At 60.6% G+C, this 17,623-nt stretch carries 17 protein-coding genes; 7 read left to right on the top strand and 10 right to left on the bottom strand.

Translation table 11 applies throughout. The annotated features are described in order from the left end of the window. Positions 1 to 531 precede the first annotated feature (531 nt). On the top strand, positions 532 to 1,089 hold the full coding sequence (locus ACNPN0_RS17030; protein WP_448938369.1) for a hypothetical protein: 558 nt from the start codon (positions 532 to 534) through the stop codon (positions 1,087 to 1,089). Positions 1,090 to 1,288: 199 nt separating this feature from the next. Here the strand turns inward: ACNPN0_RS17030 and ACNPN0_RS17025 are convergent, their stop codons facing one another. After that, a complete protein-coding gene (locus ACNPN0_RS17025; protein WP_448938368.1) occupies positions 1,289 to 2,020 on the bottom strand; it encodes a type 1 glutamine amidotransferase domain-containing protein in 732 nt (243 codons plus the stop codon). Between the two features lie 304 nt (positions 2,021 to 2,324). Between ACNPN0_RS17025 and ACNPN0_RS17020 the strand changes: the two genes are divergently transcribed. Further along, positions 2,325 to 3,995, top strand: a complete 1,671-nt coding sequence (locus ACNPN0_RS17020) for an amidohydrolase (protein WP_402472297.1) — start codon at positions 2,325 to 2,327, stop codon at positions 3,993 to 3,995. 95 nt (positions 3,996 to 4,090) lie between these two features. Then, on the top strand, positions 4,091 to 5,311 hold the full coding sequence (locus ACNPN0_RS17015) for an MFS transporter (RefSeq protein WP_448938367.1): 1,221 nt from the start codon (positions 4,091 to 4,093) through the stop codon (positions 5,309 to 5,311). A gap of 205 nt (positions 5,312 to 5,516) precedes the next feature. On the opposite strand, the gene phnE is transcribed toward ACNPN0_RS17015, so the two are convergent. Genes phnE through ACNPN0_RS16995 form a run of 4 tightly spaced genes read right to left on the bottom strand, consistent with a single transcriptional unit; the run spans position 5,517 to position 9,317 of the window. After that, entirely contained in the window at positions 5,517 to 6,392 is an 876-nt protein-coding gene (gene phnE, locus ACNPN0_RS17010; protein ID WP_400290401.1) for a phosphonate ABC transporter, permease protein PhnE, read from the bottom strand. Further along, on the bottom strand, positions 6,389 to 7,165 hold the full coding sequence (locus tag ACNPN0_RS17005) for a phosphonate ABC transporter ATP-binding protein (RefSeq protein WP_448938366.1): 777 nt from the start codon (positions 7,163 to 7,165) through the stop codon (positions 6,389 to 6,391). Before ACNPN0_RS17005 ends, phnE begins: the two co-directional genes overlap by 4 nt. Before the next feature lie 2 nt (positions 7,166 to 7,167). Further along, complete coding sequence (locus ACNPN0_RS17000) at positions 7,168 to 8,088, bottom strand: phosphate/phosphite/phosphonate ABC transporter substrate-binding protein (RefSeq protein WP_105658230.1); 921 nt, start codon at positions 8,086 to 8,088, stop codon at positions 7,168 to 7,170. A 29-nt stretch (positions 8,089 to 8,117) separates the two neighbouring features. Next, positions 8,118 to 9,317 (bottom strand): TIGR03364 family FAD-dependent oxidoreductase, encoded by a 1,200-nt coding sequence (locus tag ACNPN0_RS16995; RefSeq protein WP_448938365.1) that lies wholly within the window; start codon positions 9,315 to 9,317, stop codon positions 8,118 to 8,120. A 168-nt stretch (positions 9,318 to 9,485) separates the two neighbouring features. Between ACNPN0_RS16995 and ACNPN0_RS16990 the strand changes: the two genes are divergently transcribed. From ACNPN0_RS16990 to ACNPN0_RS16980, 3 genes are all read left to right on the top strand, one after another. Continuing rightward, on the top strand, positions 9,486 to 10,244 hold the full coding sequence (locus ACNPN0_RS16990) for a GntR family transcriptional regulator (protein ID WP_332594941.1): 759 nt from the start codon (positions 9,486 to 9,488) through the stop codon (positions 10,242 to 10,244). A 13-nt stretch (positions 10,245 to 10,257) separates the two neighbouring features. Beyond that, a complete protein-coding gene (locus tag ACNPN0_RS16985) occupies positions 10,258 to 10,965 on the top strand; it encodes a phosphonatase-like hydrolase (protein WP_448938364.1) in 708 nt (235 codons plus the stop codon). Positions 10,966 to 11,074: 109 nt separating this feature from the next. After that, positions 11,075 to 12,172, top strand: a complete 1,098-nt coding sequence (locus ACNPN0_RS16980; protein ID WP_332730822.1) for a pyridoxal-phosphate-dependent aminotransferase family protein — start codon at positions 11,075 to 11,077, stop codon at positions 12,170 to 12,172. Positions 12,173 to 12,261: 89 nt separating this feature from the next. Here ACNPN0_RS16980 and ACNPN0_RS16975 read toward each other — a convergent pair whose 3' ends face one another. Next, a complete protein-coding gene (locus ACNPN0_RS16975; RefSeq protein ID WP_448938363.1) occupies positions 12,262 to 13,278 on the bottom strand; it encodes a S66 family peptidase in 1,017 nt (338 codons plus the stop codon). Between the two features lie 179 nt (positions 13,279 to 13,457). Between ACNPN0_RS16975 and ACNPN0_RS16970 the strand changes: the two genes are divergently transcribed. Continuing rightward, a complete protein-coding gene (locus ACNPN0_RS16970; RefSeq protein ID WP_105661845.1) occupies positions 13,458 to 13,856 on the top strand; it encodes a DUF4282 domain-containing protein in 399 nt (132 codons plus the stop codon). 69 nt (positions 13,857 to 13,925) lie between these two features. Here ACNPN0_RS16970 and ACNPN0_RS16965 read toward each other — a convergent pair whose 3' ends face one another. The 4 genes from ACNPN0_RS16965 to ACNPN0_RS16950 are packed head-to-tail and all read right to left on the bottom strand — an operon-like array spanning position 13,926 to position 17,445. Beyond that, a complete protein-coding gene (locus ACNPN0_RS16965; RefSeq protein WP_332727091.1) occupies positions 13,926 to 14,327 on the bottom strand; it encodes a universal stress protein in 402 nt (133 codons plus the stop codon). Continuing rightward, on the bottom strand, positions 14,324 to 15,910 hold the full coding sequence (locus ACNPN0_RS16960; protein ID WP_402472734.1) for a tripartite tricarboxylate transporter permease: 1,587 nt from the start codon (positions 15,908 to 15,910) through the stop codon (positions 14,324 to 14,326). Before ACNPN0_RS16960 ends, ACNPN0_RS16965 begins: the two co-directional genes overlap by 4 nt. A gap of 21 nt (positions 15,911 to 15,931) precedes the next feature. Beyond that, a complete protein-coding gene (locus ACNPN0_RS16955; RefSeq protein WP_332594928.1) occupies positions 15,932 to 16,435 on the bottom strand; it encodes a tripartite tricarboxylate transporter TctB family protein in 504 nt (167 codons plus the stop codon). Next, a complete protein-coding gene (locus tag ACNPN0_RS16950) occupies positions 16,432 to 17,445 on the bottom strand; it encodes a Bug family tripartite tricarboxylate transporter substrate binding protein (protein ID WP_105661846.1) in 1,014 nt (337 codons plus the stop codon). The genes ACNPN0_RS16955 and ACNPN0_RS16950 overlap by 4 nt, the downstream gene beginning before the upstream one ends. Positions 17,446 to 17,623 lie beyond the last annotated feature (178 nt).

Below are 17,623 nucleotides of genomic sequence, written 5' to 3'. Positions count from 1 at the left end.
TTCGGTTGCCGGTGGGATCAGGCCCCGGCGGATACCGGTTGCTGGTTCAGCTGCGTCCTCCGGGAATGCCTTGGGCGAACAGCATGGAGAAACCGCAAGGAAAGTACTGGCGAGGGGAGCCGCACGAAGTTGATTCGACAGGGCTCCCACCACGGGCAGCAGCTGGTGAAGTGCAAATCGAAGTAGCGCGATTACTACCCGGCATCGCGCAAGAGCAATAAGAGCTTCATCAGCGCCAAGACCCTGGCCAAAACCAAGGCTGTCACCCGTGGCAAGAAGGGCAACGGCGTTTGGGCGCTTTCCAGAAGCAAAGCAAAATCATTAGCTGCAGCTACTAAGGACGGCAAGGCGCCAGTTGGACCCGAAATCAGTGGAGGAGGCAAGAAGGGTACATGTGGCACTTCCACCCGAACAAGCGGACCCCTGACGTTCATCTCTTCTGCGGAAGCTCGACCTGGGAAAGAACTTGCACGAAGCATTGGTGCCGCCAGCTACTGTTGGCGGTACCAATAGTGCTTGAATTGGGGAACTATGACTGACTACCAAGAACTCTTGCAGGCTGCTCGTGCACACTACGGGGTTGGCACTGCTCCACGCGTGTCGGAAGCTGCAGCACTTCTCACCTCGTTGGGTGGCAAGACCTTCGACTACTCCAGGTTCGCCGGCAACCTCATCGATGAATATGTAGACTCGGCACGTGTAGTTGCAGCCTACGATATTTCCGACCCGGAGCTCCTTGCTTCCCGGTCCTTGCCGGTTGAACGCGAAATGATGGAATGGCCTCCCGAAGAAGATGAAGACAGCTACGACGTTGTGTTCACTAAGGATGAAGAGCTGTGGAACGTCATTCAGGACGAGCTCGGTGGGATGAGGCGAGCAATTGTCTTGCTTGAGCATGCTGAAGGGGATGCAGGCGCTGTAGGCAACTTCCGTGTAGCTGGATTCGCACAGTGGCTAAGGGAGACGCTCTGGGCTGCTACCGGTGTCGTTCCGCGGGATCCAGGCTGGCCGGATGAGAGCGCCATTCTGTATGAGAAGGCTTTTGCGATGCAGGGACGGCCAGGTTGCGAACCAGACCCAATCGATTGACGAGTATTGTCGGGTCAATCCGAGACACTTTCCAAGCTGCTTGCATCACCAGCCACGCTTTCGGCAAGGGGTGCATGGCGTTGCATGGAGTACGGAATGCGTCATACAAAGTCCAGTAGAAGTCGAAAACGCTTGGATCCGCGAAGCTACACGGATCCAAGCGTTTTTTATGAGATTTCGGGCTGGGTTACGACTTAGCTCATTGTGCCTCGGCCTCGGACTCGGCGGCTGCGGCTTCAGCGGCCTTCTCCTGGTGGATCACTTCGGCCAAGAGCTTTTCCATTTCCTTGGCGACACCTGCGGCGGAAGCTGGGTTCTGTCCGGTGACCAGGCGTTCGGAGACTTGTACATTCTCTTCGAAGTTATCGGCGGCGATATGCGTGGCGCCTTGCTCGGTGAGCTTGTCGGCCAGGAAGAACGGAATGATCTTGTCCTTGCCTACGGCCACTTCTTCATCGTTGGTGAATGCTGCAACGGTTTTGCCACTTAAGAGTTTCAAACCATGATTCAGCTCGACATCGAGCAGACCGGCCGGGCCGTGGCAGACTGCACCGACAACGCCGCCCTTGTTGTAGATAGCGCCGACCAGCTTTTGCAGGCCCTCATTATTGGGGAAGTCCCACATGGTGCCGTGGCCTCCCACGAGGTACACGGCGTCGTACTGTTCGGGGTCGACGACTTCAACCCTTGCGGTGTTGTACAAGCCGGCACGGGTCGTTTCGTCCTGGGTGAACTGGACCTGGACCGGGTCGTCCTGGTCCACTGTGTCGCGCGGGGGCTGTCCGCCTTTAATGGAAGCGAAGTCGACGAAGTGCCCGGAATCCCGGAACACCTTCCATGGATGTGCGGCCTCGGCGACGTTGTATCCGGTAGGTTCCTTGTCATTACCGATTTCGGAAACGCTGGTCAGGACCATGAGGATTTTCTTCAAGGTGTGCTCCTTTCGCATTCGTCCTTCCACCCTTGTACAACAGGCAGGCTGTCGCAAGGGCGATGCGCAAGTTGCCAGTTTGCTTTCCGGAATCGTGCTCCGGAGGGAGAACAAATGGGAAGTGGCTCCTGTTTCTAGCCTCGGAGCGAGTTTGGCGTGCGTTGCCAACTAAGCATGCGCTTAAAGCCAACGCCCTTGGGGCGGACTTTGCGAGAATGAATGCACCGGCCGGGATGTGCCGTGCATCACTTCTTGAACCTTGGAGAGCCATCCCGGATTGGTATCTTTCGAAAGGATTGCACTCGTGAACACCGCCCCTAGCCTTCTCTTGGTCAACGGCACCATCCATACGCTGGATCCGCATGAACGCATAGTCAATGCGATGGCCGTCCGCGCAGGAAAGATTGTCGCGCTCGGAGAGGATGCGCTGGCGCTGCGTGGGCCGGAAATGGAAATTATCGATCTGGACGGGGCCACGATCATGCCCGGGCTGATGGACGTGCACAATCATCACATGCTTGCCGGGCAGATGGACCTGTTCGAGCTCAACGTTCCGCCAACTCTCAACCTGGACGAGTTCCTGGAGGCAGTCGCGGTCTGGTCGGATAAGCTGGCTGCGGACCAGTGGGTCATCGGTGGCAGCTGGGGTTCGGGCCTGTTGAGCGAGATCAATACGCCCCAGGCACTGGCGCGGCTGGATCAGGCCACCGGCGGCCGGCCGGCCTTGCTCAAGGATGATGCTAAGCACAACCGATGGGTGAACAGCCATGCCTTGGAGCTTGCGGGCATCACCGGCGCGACCCCTCACCCCGAAGGCGGGGAAATCATGCGGGATGCCGAAGGCCGAGCCACCGGCGTGCTGCTGGAAGCCGGCGGGGTCATTGTCGAACAGGTCCGCGAATCACTGAGCCCCACGCCGACTTGGCAGTTGGCCGAAGCGGCATCGCGGGGCATGGAAATACTGCATTCTTACGGCATCACCGGTTTCCAGGATGCTGCCGCCTCCTTGCAACTCATGCAGGCCCTGAAAGAACTCGATGAATCCGGGAATCTGCACGCCTGGGTGGTTTCCAGCATGCAGGCCAATGACTTCATTTTCGGGACCCATCCGCTGGGCGAGGGGATCATTGCCGAGCGCGAGCAAACCAGGTCAACTCATCACCGCCCGGATTTCATCAAGATCTTCCTTGATGGCGTTCCGCCGGCAGGGACCGGAGCCTTCATCGAACCGTATCTGGAGGGTGCGGGATTCCCTGAATGCCATTGCGGCAACACCACAATGCCTCCAGAAGAACTCGAGGGCTGGCTGATGAGCACGGCGCGGCGGGGCATTTCCGCGAAGATCCACTGCACCGGCGATGCTTCGGTGCGCCTGGTCCTGGACACAGTCCAAAAGGTGCGCGATGCAGGTCTGGGCGACCCGAAATACCATATCGCCCACGGCCAGTTCATTCACCCGGATGACCTGCCGCGCTTTGCAGAACTGGGAGTCACCGCGGATATCTCGCCGTCACTGTGGTTCCCCGGGGTGATTACCGAAGCCATGAAACTCGTCCTTCCCGCCGACCGGGCATCCAAGATGCACCCGAACAAGACCTTGCTGGCCACCGGGGCGCTAGTTGCCGGCGGCTCGGACTGGCCGGTGAGCGTTTCCCCGAACGCATGGGAAGGAATCTACGGTCTGGTCACCCGCAAGGATCCTACCGGAGCTTTCCCCGGAACGCTCTGGGAGGAAGAAGCCGTGACCTTGGCGGATGCCTTGCGCATCTACACGATCAATTGCGCCAAAGCGATGGGACTGGATGACCTGACCGGGTCGCTGGAAATCGGTAAGTCCGCTGACTTCATCATGCTCTCGGCAGACCCGTTTGAGGTGCAACTCGAAGAGCTGCCGCAGATCACTGCACAGCAGACCTGGTTCAGCGGGCAAAAGGTCTACGACCGACTCGGATCCTCGAGCGTGCCGGTGCGCTAATCGCCTGCCCAGCACGTTGTTCTCAGCCGGCCAGGGTATCGGCCGGAGCATCATTATTTACCCGCGGCAACTCGCCGCTGTCTCGAAGGAAAGCCATGGACTCGATACTGGCTGGCGCGCGCACAAAAACAGGCGGCGACCGCGGAACCTACATCTACATCGGTGCCTACAGCGCGGTGCTGTACATGGTGCTGCTGACCGCACCGGTGATCGCCTCCAAGCTGGTGGCGCAATTCGGCCTGACGGCTACCCAAGTAGGCGGGCTGCTGTCCATGGAGCTCGGGGCCTTCAGCTTGGCGACTATCCCCGCCTATCTGTGGCTCAAGCGCGTCAACCTCGTGACGGCAACTCGTGTCTTCACGCTGGTTGCCGTGGCCGGAAATGTGGTCTCGGGCTTTGCGGACAACTACGCGCTCTTGGCGGTGTGCCGCATTGTGACGTCCCTGGCTGCTGGCTCGATCACCGTGGTGATCCTGAGCTTGAGCGGCAGGAGCGCGAACCCAGGACGGGCCTATGGGTTATTCGTTGCGGCCCAGCTGGTCATGGGCGCCGTGATTCTGGCGCTCTTCCCGGTGCTCTTCGCGGATTCCGCGGTGTCTGCGATCTACTGGACCATGGCTGGGCTAGCCCTGTGCTGCATGGCGGTTGCGCACCGCATCGATGGCAACGTGCTGTTGGGAAGCACCGCTGACCCGGCTGCCGATAGTGCCAACTACGGGCACCGGCCGGCCCCGAGATCCAAGGCGTTTCTGGCCCTGGCGGCGGTAATGCTTTTCTACGTAGCGTTGAGCGGGGTGTGGTCGTTCATGGGGCAATTCGCGGCGTCCGCGCAGATCAATTTGAGTACGACGAGCCTGATTCTCGCTGTTGCGACAGTCCCGGGAATTGCTTCCTCCTTGCTGGCCACATTCCTGGGCGACCATCCGCGCCGCCCGCTGTTCCTCATGCTCGGTTATCTGGCGATGCTGCTGTCCATCGGCTTGCTGTTCGGGTTGAGCGGAGCCGTGCAGTTCGCGGCCGCGGCGATCATCTTCAAGTTCTCCTGGACCTTCATCCTGCCCTACTTGCTGGCCACGGTCTCCGACCTGGACTCCAGCGGCCACCTGATGAATTCCACGAACTTGATGATCGGCACCGGGTTCGCGCTTGGACCAGTTCTGGGCGGCATGCTCATCGAGGCTGCCAGCGGCTTTGGCGTGCTTCTCGTCGCCTGCAGTGTCGGAGTGCTGCTGTCCATGACCTGCGTGGTTCTCGTCCAGGGCCGCCATCAGCACGGCTTGCCCCAGCGCGTCGCTCCAATGGGAATTCCTGAATAGCAGTGCACGGTCCACCACCGGCACATGCCAACCAGTGGAAAACAACGACTTTCCAGGACCTGCGCCGCTGGTAAAGGTGCCGAGGCATGTTCAGCACCACAACGATTCGCCCAGAGCGCCATGAAGCCCCAGCCGGTGTCCTCGATCCTGTAAGGTTCACGGACACCCGCTGGGGCCCAGGCGCGCTTTTCCGATTGGCGAGGAGCTAGACTGCCAGCTTGCGGCGGATGAATCCGGACGCTTGGTCAACGACGATGATCAGAATCAGCACGATGATGATGTGCGTAAGCATCGTATCGAACTGGAACGACTTGATCGCCTGGTTGATGAGCAAGCCGATGCCGCCAGCACCGACCAGGCCCAGGACCAGTGACGAACGGACGTTGACGTCGAAGCGGTACAAGAGCAAGCCGACGAACTGCGGGATCACCAGCGGCAGTGCGCCATGGGTAAGCTGCTGAACCCGTGATGCGCCGGTGGTGGACAGCGCTTCCTGCGGGCCCTGATCGGTTTCTTCCAGGGACTCGGCCCAGAGCTTTCCCATCACTCCCGTGTTGTGGCAGATCAGCGCCAGCACACCTGCGAAGGGACCCAAGCCCACGGCGGTGACGAAGATGAGCGCAAAGACGATGTCCGGAACCGCGCGGAAGAAGGACAAGATGCTGCGTGCTGCTTGGTAGGCCAGCGGATGCGGCGTCGTGGTGCGGCATGCGAGCACAGCGAGCACCAAGGCCGTAGGAATGGAGAAGGTCGTACCCAGCAAGCCGATCCACAAGGTGACCAGCGTTGCCTCCAAGCCAGGAAGTATGACTTTGTCCCAGCTCAGATCCGGCGGGAATGCGTCGCTGATGAATCGTGCCATCCCGCGCCAGCCTTCCACGAGCAGCGCCGGATCAAAATCAGTTCCCGCGATGGCCAGCAGATGAAGGGCGGCAATCACTGCAACTGCGGTAATCCAAAGGGTACGCCGGGCGGCCTTGTGCGGGTCCCTGGGCAGTGCTGGGGCGGATTTTCCAGCGATCATTTGCGAAGTGCTTTCCACTGCCTGCTCCTTGATGCGAGTCCGGGTATGGAGGCTCATGCTGCAATCCTCTCGGGAGAGTAGAGAATGTCCAAGAAGTCGTCGCCGAGATTCTGGACCGGACCGTTGAAGGCGATACGTCCATGCAGCAACCCGATCGCCCGGTCTGCGTAGCGTTGTGCAAGCTCTGGCTGGTGCAGAACCGCGGCGACTGCAAGGTTTTCGTCGTGCGCCAAGGTAGCGAGCAATTCCATGATGTTCTCGGCCGCATGCGGGTCCAGAGCAGAAACCGGCTCATCGGCAAGCAGCACCGACGCGCGCTGGCACAGGGCCCTGGCGACGGCTACGCGCTGCTGCTGTCCGCCAGAAAGGCGCCCGACCTTGTCCAGGGCGCGGTCGGCCATGCCAACCCGGTCCAGGCAGGCCATTGCTTCTTCCCGCAGTTCGCGCGAGAAGAAAGCGGGGGAGAAAGAGGCCAAGCCGGTGACACGGGCCAGGGCGCCTGCGCAGACATTGTCCAGTGCTGTGCGGCGGGGCACCAGATGGATCTTCTGGAACACCATGGCTGCCCGGGATCGCGCACGGGCTAGATCACGGCCATGGAGATCGGCCAGGTGGATGCCATCCAATTCGATGCTTCCCGAATCCGGCGTGGCCAATCCCGCGACGCACTTGAGGGTGGTGGATTTTCCGGAGCCGTTGGCACCCAGAAAGACCACGAGCTCGCCGCGGTTGACGGTGAAATCGACGTCATCAAGCACGCGGCGCTGGTTGAAGGACTTGGCCAGGGACTTCACCGAGAGGGCCGGACGGGCCAATTGCGTGGTGTCCATGGTTAGATATCGTCCTCGGTGAGGCCCATTTCGGAAGCCAGGTCGAACAGCGGGCCGTAGGTTTCCTTGGTGACTTCCAGCAATGGGCCCGGAGGGGTAACATCCAGGAAAGCTCCTACCTGGGCGATATCTTCCTCCGGCAGGTTCAGCAGCGCGTGCTTAACGGCTTTCTTCAGTTCCGGGTCGGCATCGGCGCTGATGGTGATCGGGTCGTTCGGGATGGGTTCCGAGGTCCAGATCTGGCGGTAGTCTTCCGGGTTGAAGGTACCTTCTTCTTCGGCAACCGCCTGGGTCTGCGAGTTGAGCTGGGCGGCGTCGACAGTTCCGTTGGCCAAGGCCAGCAGTGATTCAGGATGCCCTCCTGCGTAGTTCAAGTTGACTTCGGACTCGGCAATGCCGGCAGTCTTCAGCGCGTAGCGCGGCAGGACATCTCCGGAGGTTGAGCCCACGCCGCCAAGTGCGAAGTCCTTTCCGCGCAGGTCTTCGAGGGTCTTGATTTCTGAATCCTTCGCAACCCAGATGCCACCGGTGTAGGTGCTGAGCTCGCCTTGAGCGGTCCCGAAGGACACGAGCGGTTCAGCGCCGGCCTGCTGGCTGGCGAACACGTATCCCACGGGACCGAACTGGCCAAGATCCAGTTTTCCATTGCGCATTGCCAGTACCTCTGCGGCGTAGTCCTCGACAACTTGGACCTCGACTTCGCATCCGAGCTCGCGCTCCAATGCGTCGGCGAGCACGCCGTACGCCGGTTCGAGCTTGGCTGGTGCTTCGTAGGGCTCGATGCCGAAATTGATGGGCCCATCGGCGCAGAACGCGGGGGCAGCGGAGTCGGCCTGCTCATCCGCTTGGGCGGACCCGCAAGCGGTGAGGGCCAGCAGGCCCAGCGAGACGGCAGAGAATTTAAATGCCTGAGAGATCTTCATGGTTTGCTCCAATGCGTGGTGTAGCTAAGCTAGGCGGTGATCGATGAAGCCATGGCCGGCTTGGCGAGGTTTTTGATGTTCTTGTCGGCCAGGCCGAAGGACAGGGTCATTCCGACTCCGGCGGTCACGGAGACGACGGTAATGGCGTCGGCGGCATTGCGGATGAGCAAGGGGCCGATAGCGCTGGAGGCATAGATTCCTTGCCAGCGTTCAATGACTTTCAGCTCGGTGCCACTCATGTAGCCCCCGATGGCCGAGAGCAATGTTTGCGAGGTCGCTTCCTTGAGGAAGGGAGCTTGGGTTGCGGCGTAGCTGTGCGAATCTCCCATGAGCAGGGTGCCGTCGGGCCTTTGGGTGAACATGACATTCGCCTGGATATCCAGCAGCTCCGGGTGCTCGGCGAGAACTTCAGCCTGCAGGGCCTTGGCTGCTGGCACTTCGGTGAAGGCCTCGTAGCGCAGCATGGAGGTGGCGGTGAGGACGGCCGGCTTCAATTCCAGGTCTTCGGAAGCTTCTGCGCGGAGCATCTGCAGCGCGCACCGGGTGATCTGGTGCTCCTGCGCGATCTGCGGGAAGAGGTAGTCCACGTCGTGGCCGACGCAAACGAAAACCTGGTCGGCTTCGAAGGCGCCGCGATTAGTTTGCACGCTGGCCCGGCGATGCCGGCCGGCACCGAATCCCAAGGCGCTGGTGCTGAACTGGACGTTGCCAGCAACATGGGCGTTGACCCACTGGGCCAGCTTGGCCACCGTGGTGCGCGGGTCGACGCGCAGGTCATCACGCAGGAACGCGCCGCCGAGGAATCCTTCGGTGCTTTCGCGTCCGAGCTGTTCTGCGATGTCCTGCGCGTTGAGCATCTCGACCTGCCCGGTTTCGCGGCGTGCGGACAGTTCGCGCAGGACCTGCAATTCCGTTTCTGTCGAGGCCACCACGACAGCTCCCGATTCAACGGCCCAGAAGCCAGCGCGTTCAGCGTAGTCAAGCCACAAGGGACGTCCTGACTGCGCCAGGTCGTAGAGTTCGCCGGACTGCGCGGTGATGCAGCAGTGGCCGAAGTTGCGGACCGATGCGCCGATGGCCTCATGGTCACGTTCAATGACGATTACCGAGAGGCCGGCGTCCAGGGCACGAGCGGCATGGGCCAGGCCGACAATGCCGGCGCCGATCACCAGCACATCTGCGTGGTTGGCGACTGGCCGGGTCTGTGGGAAATTTTTTTCGTTGCTCACGACAGTGATCATCCATGCCCGGGATGAGCGGATTCAACCCGAAATGGCACTTGTTTGAACAAGTTTGCCTAGAGTTCAGAATGGTGTCCGTCTATTCACTTTCAGTTCACTGGAATGTCTTGTGAATCGCTGATTTCACAATAAAACCACTTGTATGATCAAGAGGTGATGGAGAACAAGAAGCAACCCAAGTACCAAGCCCTCACCACCTGGTTGCGGCAGGAAATAGCGGCTGGCACATGGCACGAAGGAGATGTCCTGCCCAGTGAGGCAGAACTCTGTGCCCGCGCCAATGCCTCGCGTGGCACGGTCCGGCATGCGCTCGCCCAGTTGCGTTCGGAGGGCCTCATTGCGGGGGGACAAGGCAAGCCGCCAATCGTGGCGCAACAGGTGCAATCCCAATCGTTTACCACCTTCATGTCCTTTACTGATTGGGCGCGCTCCATCGGATTGGAGGCTGGACAGGAAACGCGGGAATTGGCGCAGCGCCCGGCCGATGCCCTCGTGGCCGAGCAGCTCGAACTCGAAGAAGGTGCCAAGGTGGTGCAGATCCTGCGCCTGCGCTTGCTCGATGGGAGCCCGGCGATGCTGGAGCGGACTAGCTTTACCCAAGAAGTCGGTCGGCTGCTCTTCGAATTCGATGCGGATGACGGTTCGATTTTCGAGTACCTGCGGGAGCAAGGCGTAGACCTCTACCGAGGCAAGCACACCATCGACGCGGTGGCGGCCGATGAACTGGACGCGCAGCTGCTGGGTGTCCGGCTCGGCGCCCCGCTCCTGCGCGAACGGCGCGTGACTTCCTCCAAATCGGGGCAGAAACTTGAGTACTCCGATGATCGGTATTTGCCGGATCTGGCCAACTTCACCATTGAAAACACCAGCGAGCATCGCGCCTCATTGAGCCGTGTGCGAAGCATTGCTGTCTGAACAGGAAAACACGATGAAACGAGAAGACATGTTTGAACTCATTGCCTGCGATATGGCTGGAACGACCATTGACGAACATGCCGATGTGTACCGGGCTCTGGAGAATGCGGTGTGCGAATTCGGTGTTGAGGTCAAGGAGGAGGATCTGCAGCATTGGATGGGCGCCGAGAAGCAGGAAGCGATCAAAGCGCTGATTGAACTTGGCGGAGCTGTTGCCAGCGATGAGCAGGTGCAAGTGCAGTTTGGCCGTTTCCGCGATCTGCTGCTGGGATATTACCGGGAGAATCCGCCCGTCGCATTGCCAGGTGTCGTGCAAGCGCTGGAACGCTTGGCTGCCAGCGGCAAGAAGATCGCGTTGACAACGGGGTTCTCGCGCGATGTTGCCGATATTATCCTCGATGGCTTGGGCTGGAAGGTCGGTCCTGGCGAACTTCTCGACGCAGTGGTTGCCGGTGATGAAGCCGCAGCGGGACGCCCTGCGCCGTACATGATTCATCGAGCGATGGAGTTGACGGGAATTCGCGATGTAGCCAAGGTTGTTGCCGCAGGCGACACCGCCAACGACCTGCTGGCCGCGCATCACGCGGGAGTGCACGGGATCGGTGTGCTGACCGGGAAGCTGGGCCGCGAAGAGCTGGACCGGTTCCCGCATGCCGCCATCCTCGAATCCGTGGCGGAGCTGCCGGATTATCTCGAGGCGATTGAGCCCGCGGCCGTGTAGTTCGACCCGAGTAATTTTGCAATGCGGAAGATATGTTTCGTTTCGGATTGGGATGCGGGATATGCTGAGCTCTAGTTGGAACATCCCATTGAGATGAAAGAGAGTCGTCATGAGCAAGACTGTTCTTCAGCGCCACCTGTTCGGACCGGGTCCATGCAACCCGTATCCCGAGGCAACGGCAGCGCTCGGCCTTCCGCTGCTGGGCCATCTGGATCCGGAGTTCATTGCACGCATGGATCGCGTTGCTGATGGTTTGCGTACTCTCTGGGGAACCGGAAACTCCCGTACCTTGCCTTTGAGCGCCACGGGCTCAGCTGGCATGGAAGCCGCTTTCGTCAACACCATCAACCCAGGCGACGTAGCGGTCATCGCGATCAACGGCTTATTCGGCGAGCGCATGTGCGAAGTTGCTGCGCGCGCTGGCGCTGAAGTAGTCCGCGTCGAGCATGAATACGGCACGCCGATCGATGCCGAACGCGTTGCCGCGGCGCACCCGAACCCAACCGTCATTGCCGGCGTGCATGCTGAAACCAGTACCGGAGTTGTTTCCGATATAGCCGCGCTGGGCGCAATCAAGGGCGATGCACTGCTGATCACCGATGCAGTGACCTCCATTGGCGGCATGCCGGTGCTGGCTGATGAATGGGGGATTGACGTTGGCTATGCCGGCACGCAGAAATGCCTCGGCGTGGCTCCGGGATTGGCACCATTTACCATTTCAGACCGTGCTTTCGAGCGCCGCGTCCAGAAGCCCCAATCCTGGTATCTGGATCTGGGCTTGCTCGGCGGCTACGCCACAGGTTCCACCGGGGGCCAACGCACCTACCACCACACCGCACCGGTCTCGATGGTCGCATCGCTGGAAGCCGGCATCGACCGCATCCTGGCCGAGGGCCTGGACGCGGTCACCGCCCGCCATCAGGAAGCGGGAGGCTTGCTGCAAGATGGCTTGCAGGAAATGGGCCTGGAGCTATTCGCCCAGGAGGGGTACCGCCTGCCGCAGCTGACGACGGTCTACGTTCCTGAAGGCGTTGATTCGGCGAAGGTCCGTGGATACCTGCTCGACCGCTTCAATATTGAAATCGGCGGCGGTGTCGGCAAGTACGCGAGCACCGTATGGCGCGTCGGCATGATGGGCCCCAACGCTAATCCGGGTTCGGTGGCGCTGCTGCTGGCTGCGCTGAAGGAAGCGATCGACAAGGCCTAAGCCCGTGAGGGCCGTGGCCTACTGAGCGCAAAGCAAGGCGGGGCCAACCAGGAGATGGAATGGTCCCGCTTTTTGCCGTGGCCCTTGGGCTAGCCCAGCTGGTCTTGTGAATGCGCAAAGTGCAGCTGCACCGAATCGTCACCGGTCGAAAGCCTGGCGTAGCCGCCAATCGGCAAGGTGAACATCGGGGAAGTGTGGCCGAAATCGAGGTTGGCCACAACCGGGATGCGCTGCAGGATCGGGTGCTTTGCGATGACTTGCTCCAGCAGGCTACGGGTGATGCCGGATTGCCGCTGGAAACGCCCAATGGCCAGCCCGGTCAGGCCAGCGGCGCCAGGGGACTGCAGGAAAGAGGCGAGCTTCCGGGCGATTTCGTGGATGTCTTCGGAGGAGTCTTCCTCGATGAAGAGCATCGCCCCGTGCAAGGATGGCATGAATTCGCCGCCCTGCAACAAATGCAGCGTGCCCAGATTCCCTCCAATCACCGTGCCCGTGGTCGCTCCTTGATTCAGGATCCACGGTCCGCCGGATGCCTGGAAGGACCTGTTGTCTTGATCCATGAACCACAAATCGTCGGTGAATTCGCTGGCGTGCTCGATGGTCCACGCGTGCTCGTGGGTTGCGGTCCGGAACCACTGTCCGGTTGGTTCAAAATGATCACGCATGCCGAAGCTGGACCAATGCGCGCCGACATAGGTAACGAGGCCGGTCTTGGCATGCACGGCGTTTGCCAGCGCGGTGAAATCCGAATAGCCGCAGAAGACCTTGGGATTGGCGGCAATGAGATCCCAATCGAGGTAGGGGAGCAGCTCGTTTGAATTGAAGCCGCCAATGACCGAGATGATTCCGGCGACAGAAGGATCGGCAAATGCGGCGTGCAGATCGGCCACGCGCGACGGGATCGGCGAGCTGTCGAAGTCATCGTTCTCGTCTACGTGATCTCCGAATTCCTGCTTGAGCCCCATGGCCTCGAAGCGTTCAGTGATCCACTTCGTATTGTCGAATTCCATCACGAAGGCGCGGGAGCACGATGGCGCGATGGCCCTGATGGTGTCTCCGGATTGCAATCGGGCTGGGACGATGGTCGGCTTCTCATGGCTTGTCATGCAATCAGTCTAGGGTCTGGCTTGGCAGGGGATAATAACCCGCACGCAGTCGCAGGCGACTAGTTGGCGAAATTTTCGCAACAAATGAAGATATTCCGCTCCAGCTACTGGGAGAATACTGCGAAATTCGATAACGTGGGCGGGACAGCGCAATTTCTCTAAAGAAAGAAGCAAATAAGGTGAAGTCCCTCTTCGACTTGGAATTCAAACAATTCATCACGCCATCGATCATCAAGATCGTTTACATCCTGATCATGGTCCTGTTGGCGATCGGCTACCTCGGAATCGTGATTTCCGGGTTCATGGCTGATGCAATGCTCGGCTTCCTCATGCTCCTGATCGTGGGTCCTTTGGTGTCCCTGGTCTATTTGGTCCTGGTCCGTGCAGGACTCGAATCCTTGCTGGCACAGATCCGCACGGCAGAGAACACCACTGAACTCGTTCGTCTGGCCGGTGGCATCCCGCCGGCAGAAGGCGGCTACCGCCCGCACCCGGGTAATCCTCCTGCTCCCCAGCAGCCGCAGGATCCAACCGCCAATGGCGGCGGCACTCCGCCAGCCAACCCTTACCAGAAGTAAGTCCAACGGCCAATGGCCCGCCCCCGTGGTGCGGGCCATTGGCCGTTGTTGAGCGAACAGCGTGCAGAACTACCAGTCGCTGGACGCTTTGAGCGACAGCACTGGGCAGGAAGCCTGGAGCAGAATCCGTTGCGCGTTGCTTCCCATGAGGAACTTGCCCATTGCCGTCCGCTTGCGCAGGCCGATCACGATCAGCTCGGCTCGTTGGGCCTGGGCTACATGCAGGATCTGGTCTGCCGCATCGGCACCCTGGGTGTGGCGCTCAATCCAGAAATCGATGCCGGCATCAGAAAGGCGGGCTTCCAGCTCGTGGTACTGCTTCGCGTCAATGAGCCTGTCGTCAACGAGCTGATCGCCCTTCGAAGAGTTCACTACGATCAATCGCACCTCGCTGCGCCTGGCTTCGAGAATGGCTCGTTCCAAGGCGGCTTCGCCTTCTGGCGAGGGAATATAGCCCACTACGATCGTCATGATTCATTCCTTTCAGCAGCCTTGCTGTTCTCATTTCCGTGGCCAGGCTTCGCCTGTTCCGGCTCGGGGCCGCCAGCTGCATCGTCGCCCAGCAGGGCCTCGGCGGCGGCAGACGCTGTCCCGCGTTTGCGCCGAATAGCGGAGATCAGCACTGGCAGCAGGAGCAGGACGGCGATGAGCACGTAGATGCCCACGGCCAGCGGCTCGCTCCAGAGACCTGAGACTTCACCAGCAGAAAGCTGGAAGGTCTTGCGCAGCTGTTCCTCGGCCATGGGGCCGATGATGACACCAAGGATCAGCGGAAGCACTGGCAGGCCGAAGCGGCGCAAGGCAAAGCCCAGCAAACCGATCAGCAGCAGCAGCCAGAGATCAGCTACCTGCATGTTCACCGAGAAGGCGCCCAGCGTTGCGAAGAACAAGATGCCTGCGTACAGGTAGGGGCGCGGGATCTTCAGCAGCTTCGCCCACAGCGGCGCTAATGGCAGGTTGATCAGCAGCAGCAACGTGTTGCCAATGAACAAGCTGGCAATCAGGGCCCACACCAGGTCTGGTTCATTCTCGAAGAGCAGCGGACCGGGCTGGATGCCTTTCATGGTCAAGAACGCCAGCATCACCGCAGCGGTGGCATTGGTGGGCAAGCCCAAGGCGAGCATCGGAGTCAGGGTGCCAGCGGCAGAGGCATTGTTCGCGGCCTCCGGGCCGGCAACGCCCTCAATGGCGCCGTGGCCGAACTCCTCAGGATGCTTGGACAGCTTCTTTTCGGTGACGTAGGACAGGAAGGTCGGAACTTCGGCACCGCCGGCAGGCAGCGCGCCGAAGGGGAACCCAAAGGCGGTACCGCGAAGCCAGGGCTTCCACGAACGCTTCCAATCTTCCTTGCCCATCCACGGGGCACCCACCGGAATGGTGCGGGCCGGGCTGGTGCGCAAGTGCGCGGCAATCCACAGCGCCTCGCCGATGGCGAAGATCGCCACGGCGACCACCACGATGTCCATGCCGTCCACCAGGGGAGCGAAGCCGAAAGTCAGGCGCTGCTGCCCGGAGACCGGGTCCATGCCGACCAGGCCAATGGCCAAGCCCAAGCCCAGGGAAGCGAACCCGCGGATCTTGGAAGAGCCCAAGACTGCGGTGACAGTTACCAAAGCGAGGACCATGATGGCGAAGTAGCTCGGTGCGCCAAGGCCCACCGCGAACTTCACGACGATCGGGGCGACGGTCACCAGCAGCGCGGTACCGATGGTTCCTGCAACGAAGGATCCAATGGCCGCGGTGGCCAAGGCCTGTGCCGCACGGCCGGCCTTGGCCATCTTGTGGCCTTCGATGGCCGTGATGACTGTTGCCGATTCACCCGGGGTATTGAGCAGGATCGAGGTGGTTGACCCGCCATACATCCCGCCGTAGTAGATGCCGGCGAACATGATCAGTGCGCTGGAAGTTTCCATGCCGAAGGTCAATGGCAGCAGCAGTGCCACAGCCATGGCCGGGCCGATGCCCGGGAGCACTCCTACAGCGGTGCCCAGGATGACACCGGCGAAAGCGAAGAGCAGGTTAATCGGGGTCAGCGCCGAGGCGAAGCCGCCCATCAATAAATCCAGAGTTTCCAATTAGAGCACCCCCGAGAGGATTCCGGCCGGAAGCTTGATGCCCAGGCCCAGATAGAAGCCGTAGAACGAACCAAGCGCCAAGGCAAGCGAAATAACCAAGGTCAATACCCAGCGCCGCGCACCCAGGCAGGTGGCCGCGCCGAAGAACATGATGGTTCCCGAGATGACCCAGCCAGCCCAATTCACGATCAGCAGGTTCAGCACGAAGATGCCGATCAGCGGGAGCAGGACCTTCCAATCCGAAGGTTGGCTCAGGTCCACGTCTTCGCCTTCTTCGCCCGCTGCAAGGTTGCCACGCATGACGGTGATGGCCAAGGCAATGGACGAAAGAATGAGAATGCCCGAGACGACGTAAGGCAGGGCCTTGGGACCTACAACGTCTGCCTGGGAGTACGTCACATGAAGCTGCGACGCGTCAACAAACACGATGATTCCGACGATAAGAAGAAACGCGGCGAACAGGAGTTCGACGCGTTTCTTCTTTGCGGTGCCTACTTCGCTCACGCCAGGCCCAGGGTCTTCAGGACGCTGGCAACGCGCTCGTCCTGGTCGGTGAGGAAGGCGGAGAATTCGTCACCGGTCATGAAGGCGTCGCTCCAGCCGTTGGTCGCCAGGGCTTCCTTCCACTCGGCCGAATCATGCATTTCGGTGACCAGGTTGACCCACTTGGCCTTGTCCTCTTCGGAAATCTCAGGTGGAGCCACCAGACCGCGCCAGTTGGAGAACACCAGATCGATATCCGATTCCTTCAGGGTCGGGGCATCTACGCCTTCCAGGCGCTCTTCGCCGCTGGTGGCCAGTACGCGAACAGAGCCCTCTTCGATCTGCTGCATGTACTCGCCGGCACCGGAGGCAGCGAAGGCCAGCTTGTTGCCCAGGATGGCCGGCAGCAAGTCGCCGCCGCCATCGTACGATACGAAGTTCACGTCCTTGGGATCAATGCCCACGGCTTCGGCCAGCTGCATTGGCAGCAGATGGTCCGGGCCGCCAGGGGAGGAGCCGCCGCCGACCGAGAGCTTGCTTGGGTCGTCCTTCCAGGCCTTGACCAAGTCGTCAATGCTCTTGTACGGAGAATCCTTGGAAACCATGATCGCTCCGGGCTCTTCGATGAGCTTGGCAATCGGGGTGGTATCGGTCAGCTTGGAGTCGGTTTCGTTGGTGTAGCTTGCACCCACCACGCCCAGGCCCATGAGCATGGCCAGATCGCCATTGCCCTTCTCATTGACAATGCGGGCCAAGCCGACGGTGCCGCCGGCACCGGCAAGGTTGAAGACTTCCGGGTTGCTGGCCAGCGATGCGTCATCCATGACCTTGGCGGCAACACGGGCAGTGGTGTCGTAGCCGCCGCCTGGGGTGTTTGGCACCATGATGCGGAGGTTCGCGATGGGGCCCTTGGACTCTGCGGCGTCAGTGCTGGAAGACTCTGATGTCACGCCGCAGCCAGTGGCGGTCAGGGCCAGTGCAGCGGCAGCTGCCAGCGCGCTCAGCGCACGGAACGACTTGAACGGTTTCATGGGGATTCAGCCTCTTTGCTTTCATCGGGGTTGCGAGTGATACCAACTTACGTGCCATCGTGAGCCGGGTCACTCTTGCGTACTCAAAGAAAATACTGTTCATTGTGTAACCGGAAATTGTGATCTGAACCATTCGAATCTTCGGTAAGGTAGCACAGTGCCCGGATGCAGGTGCCAG

Source organism: Glutamicibacter sp. AGC84 (genome assembly GCF_053543575.1).
Note: the sequence above shows the minus strand (reverse complement) of the source record. Positions and strands in the feature narration are given on the sequence as shown.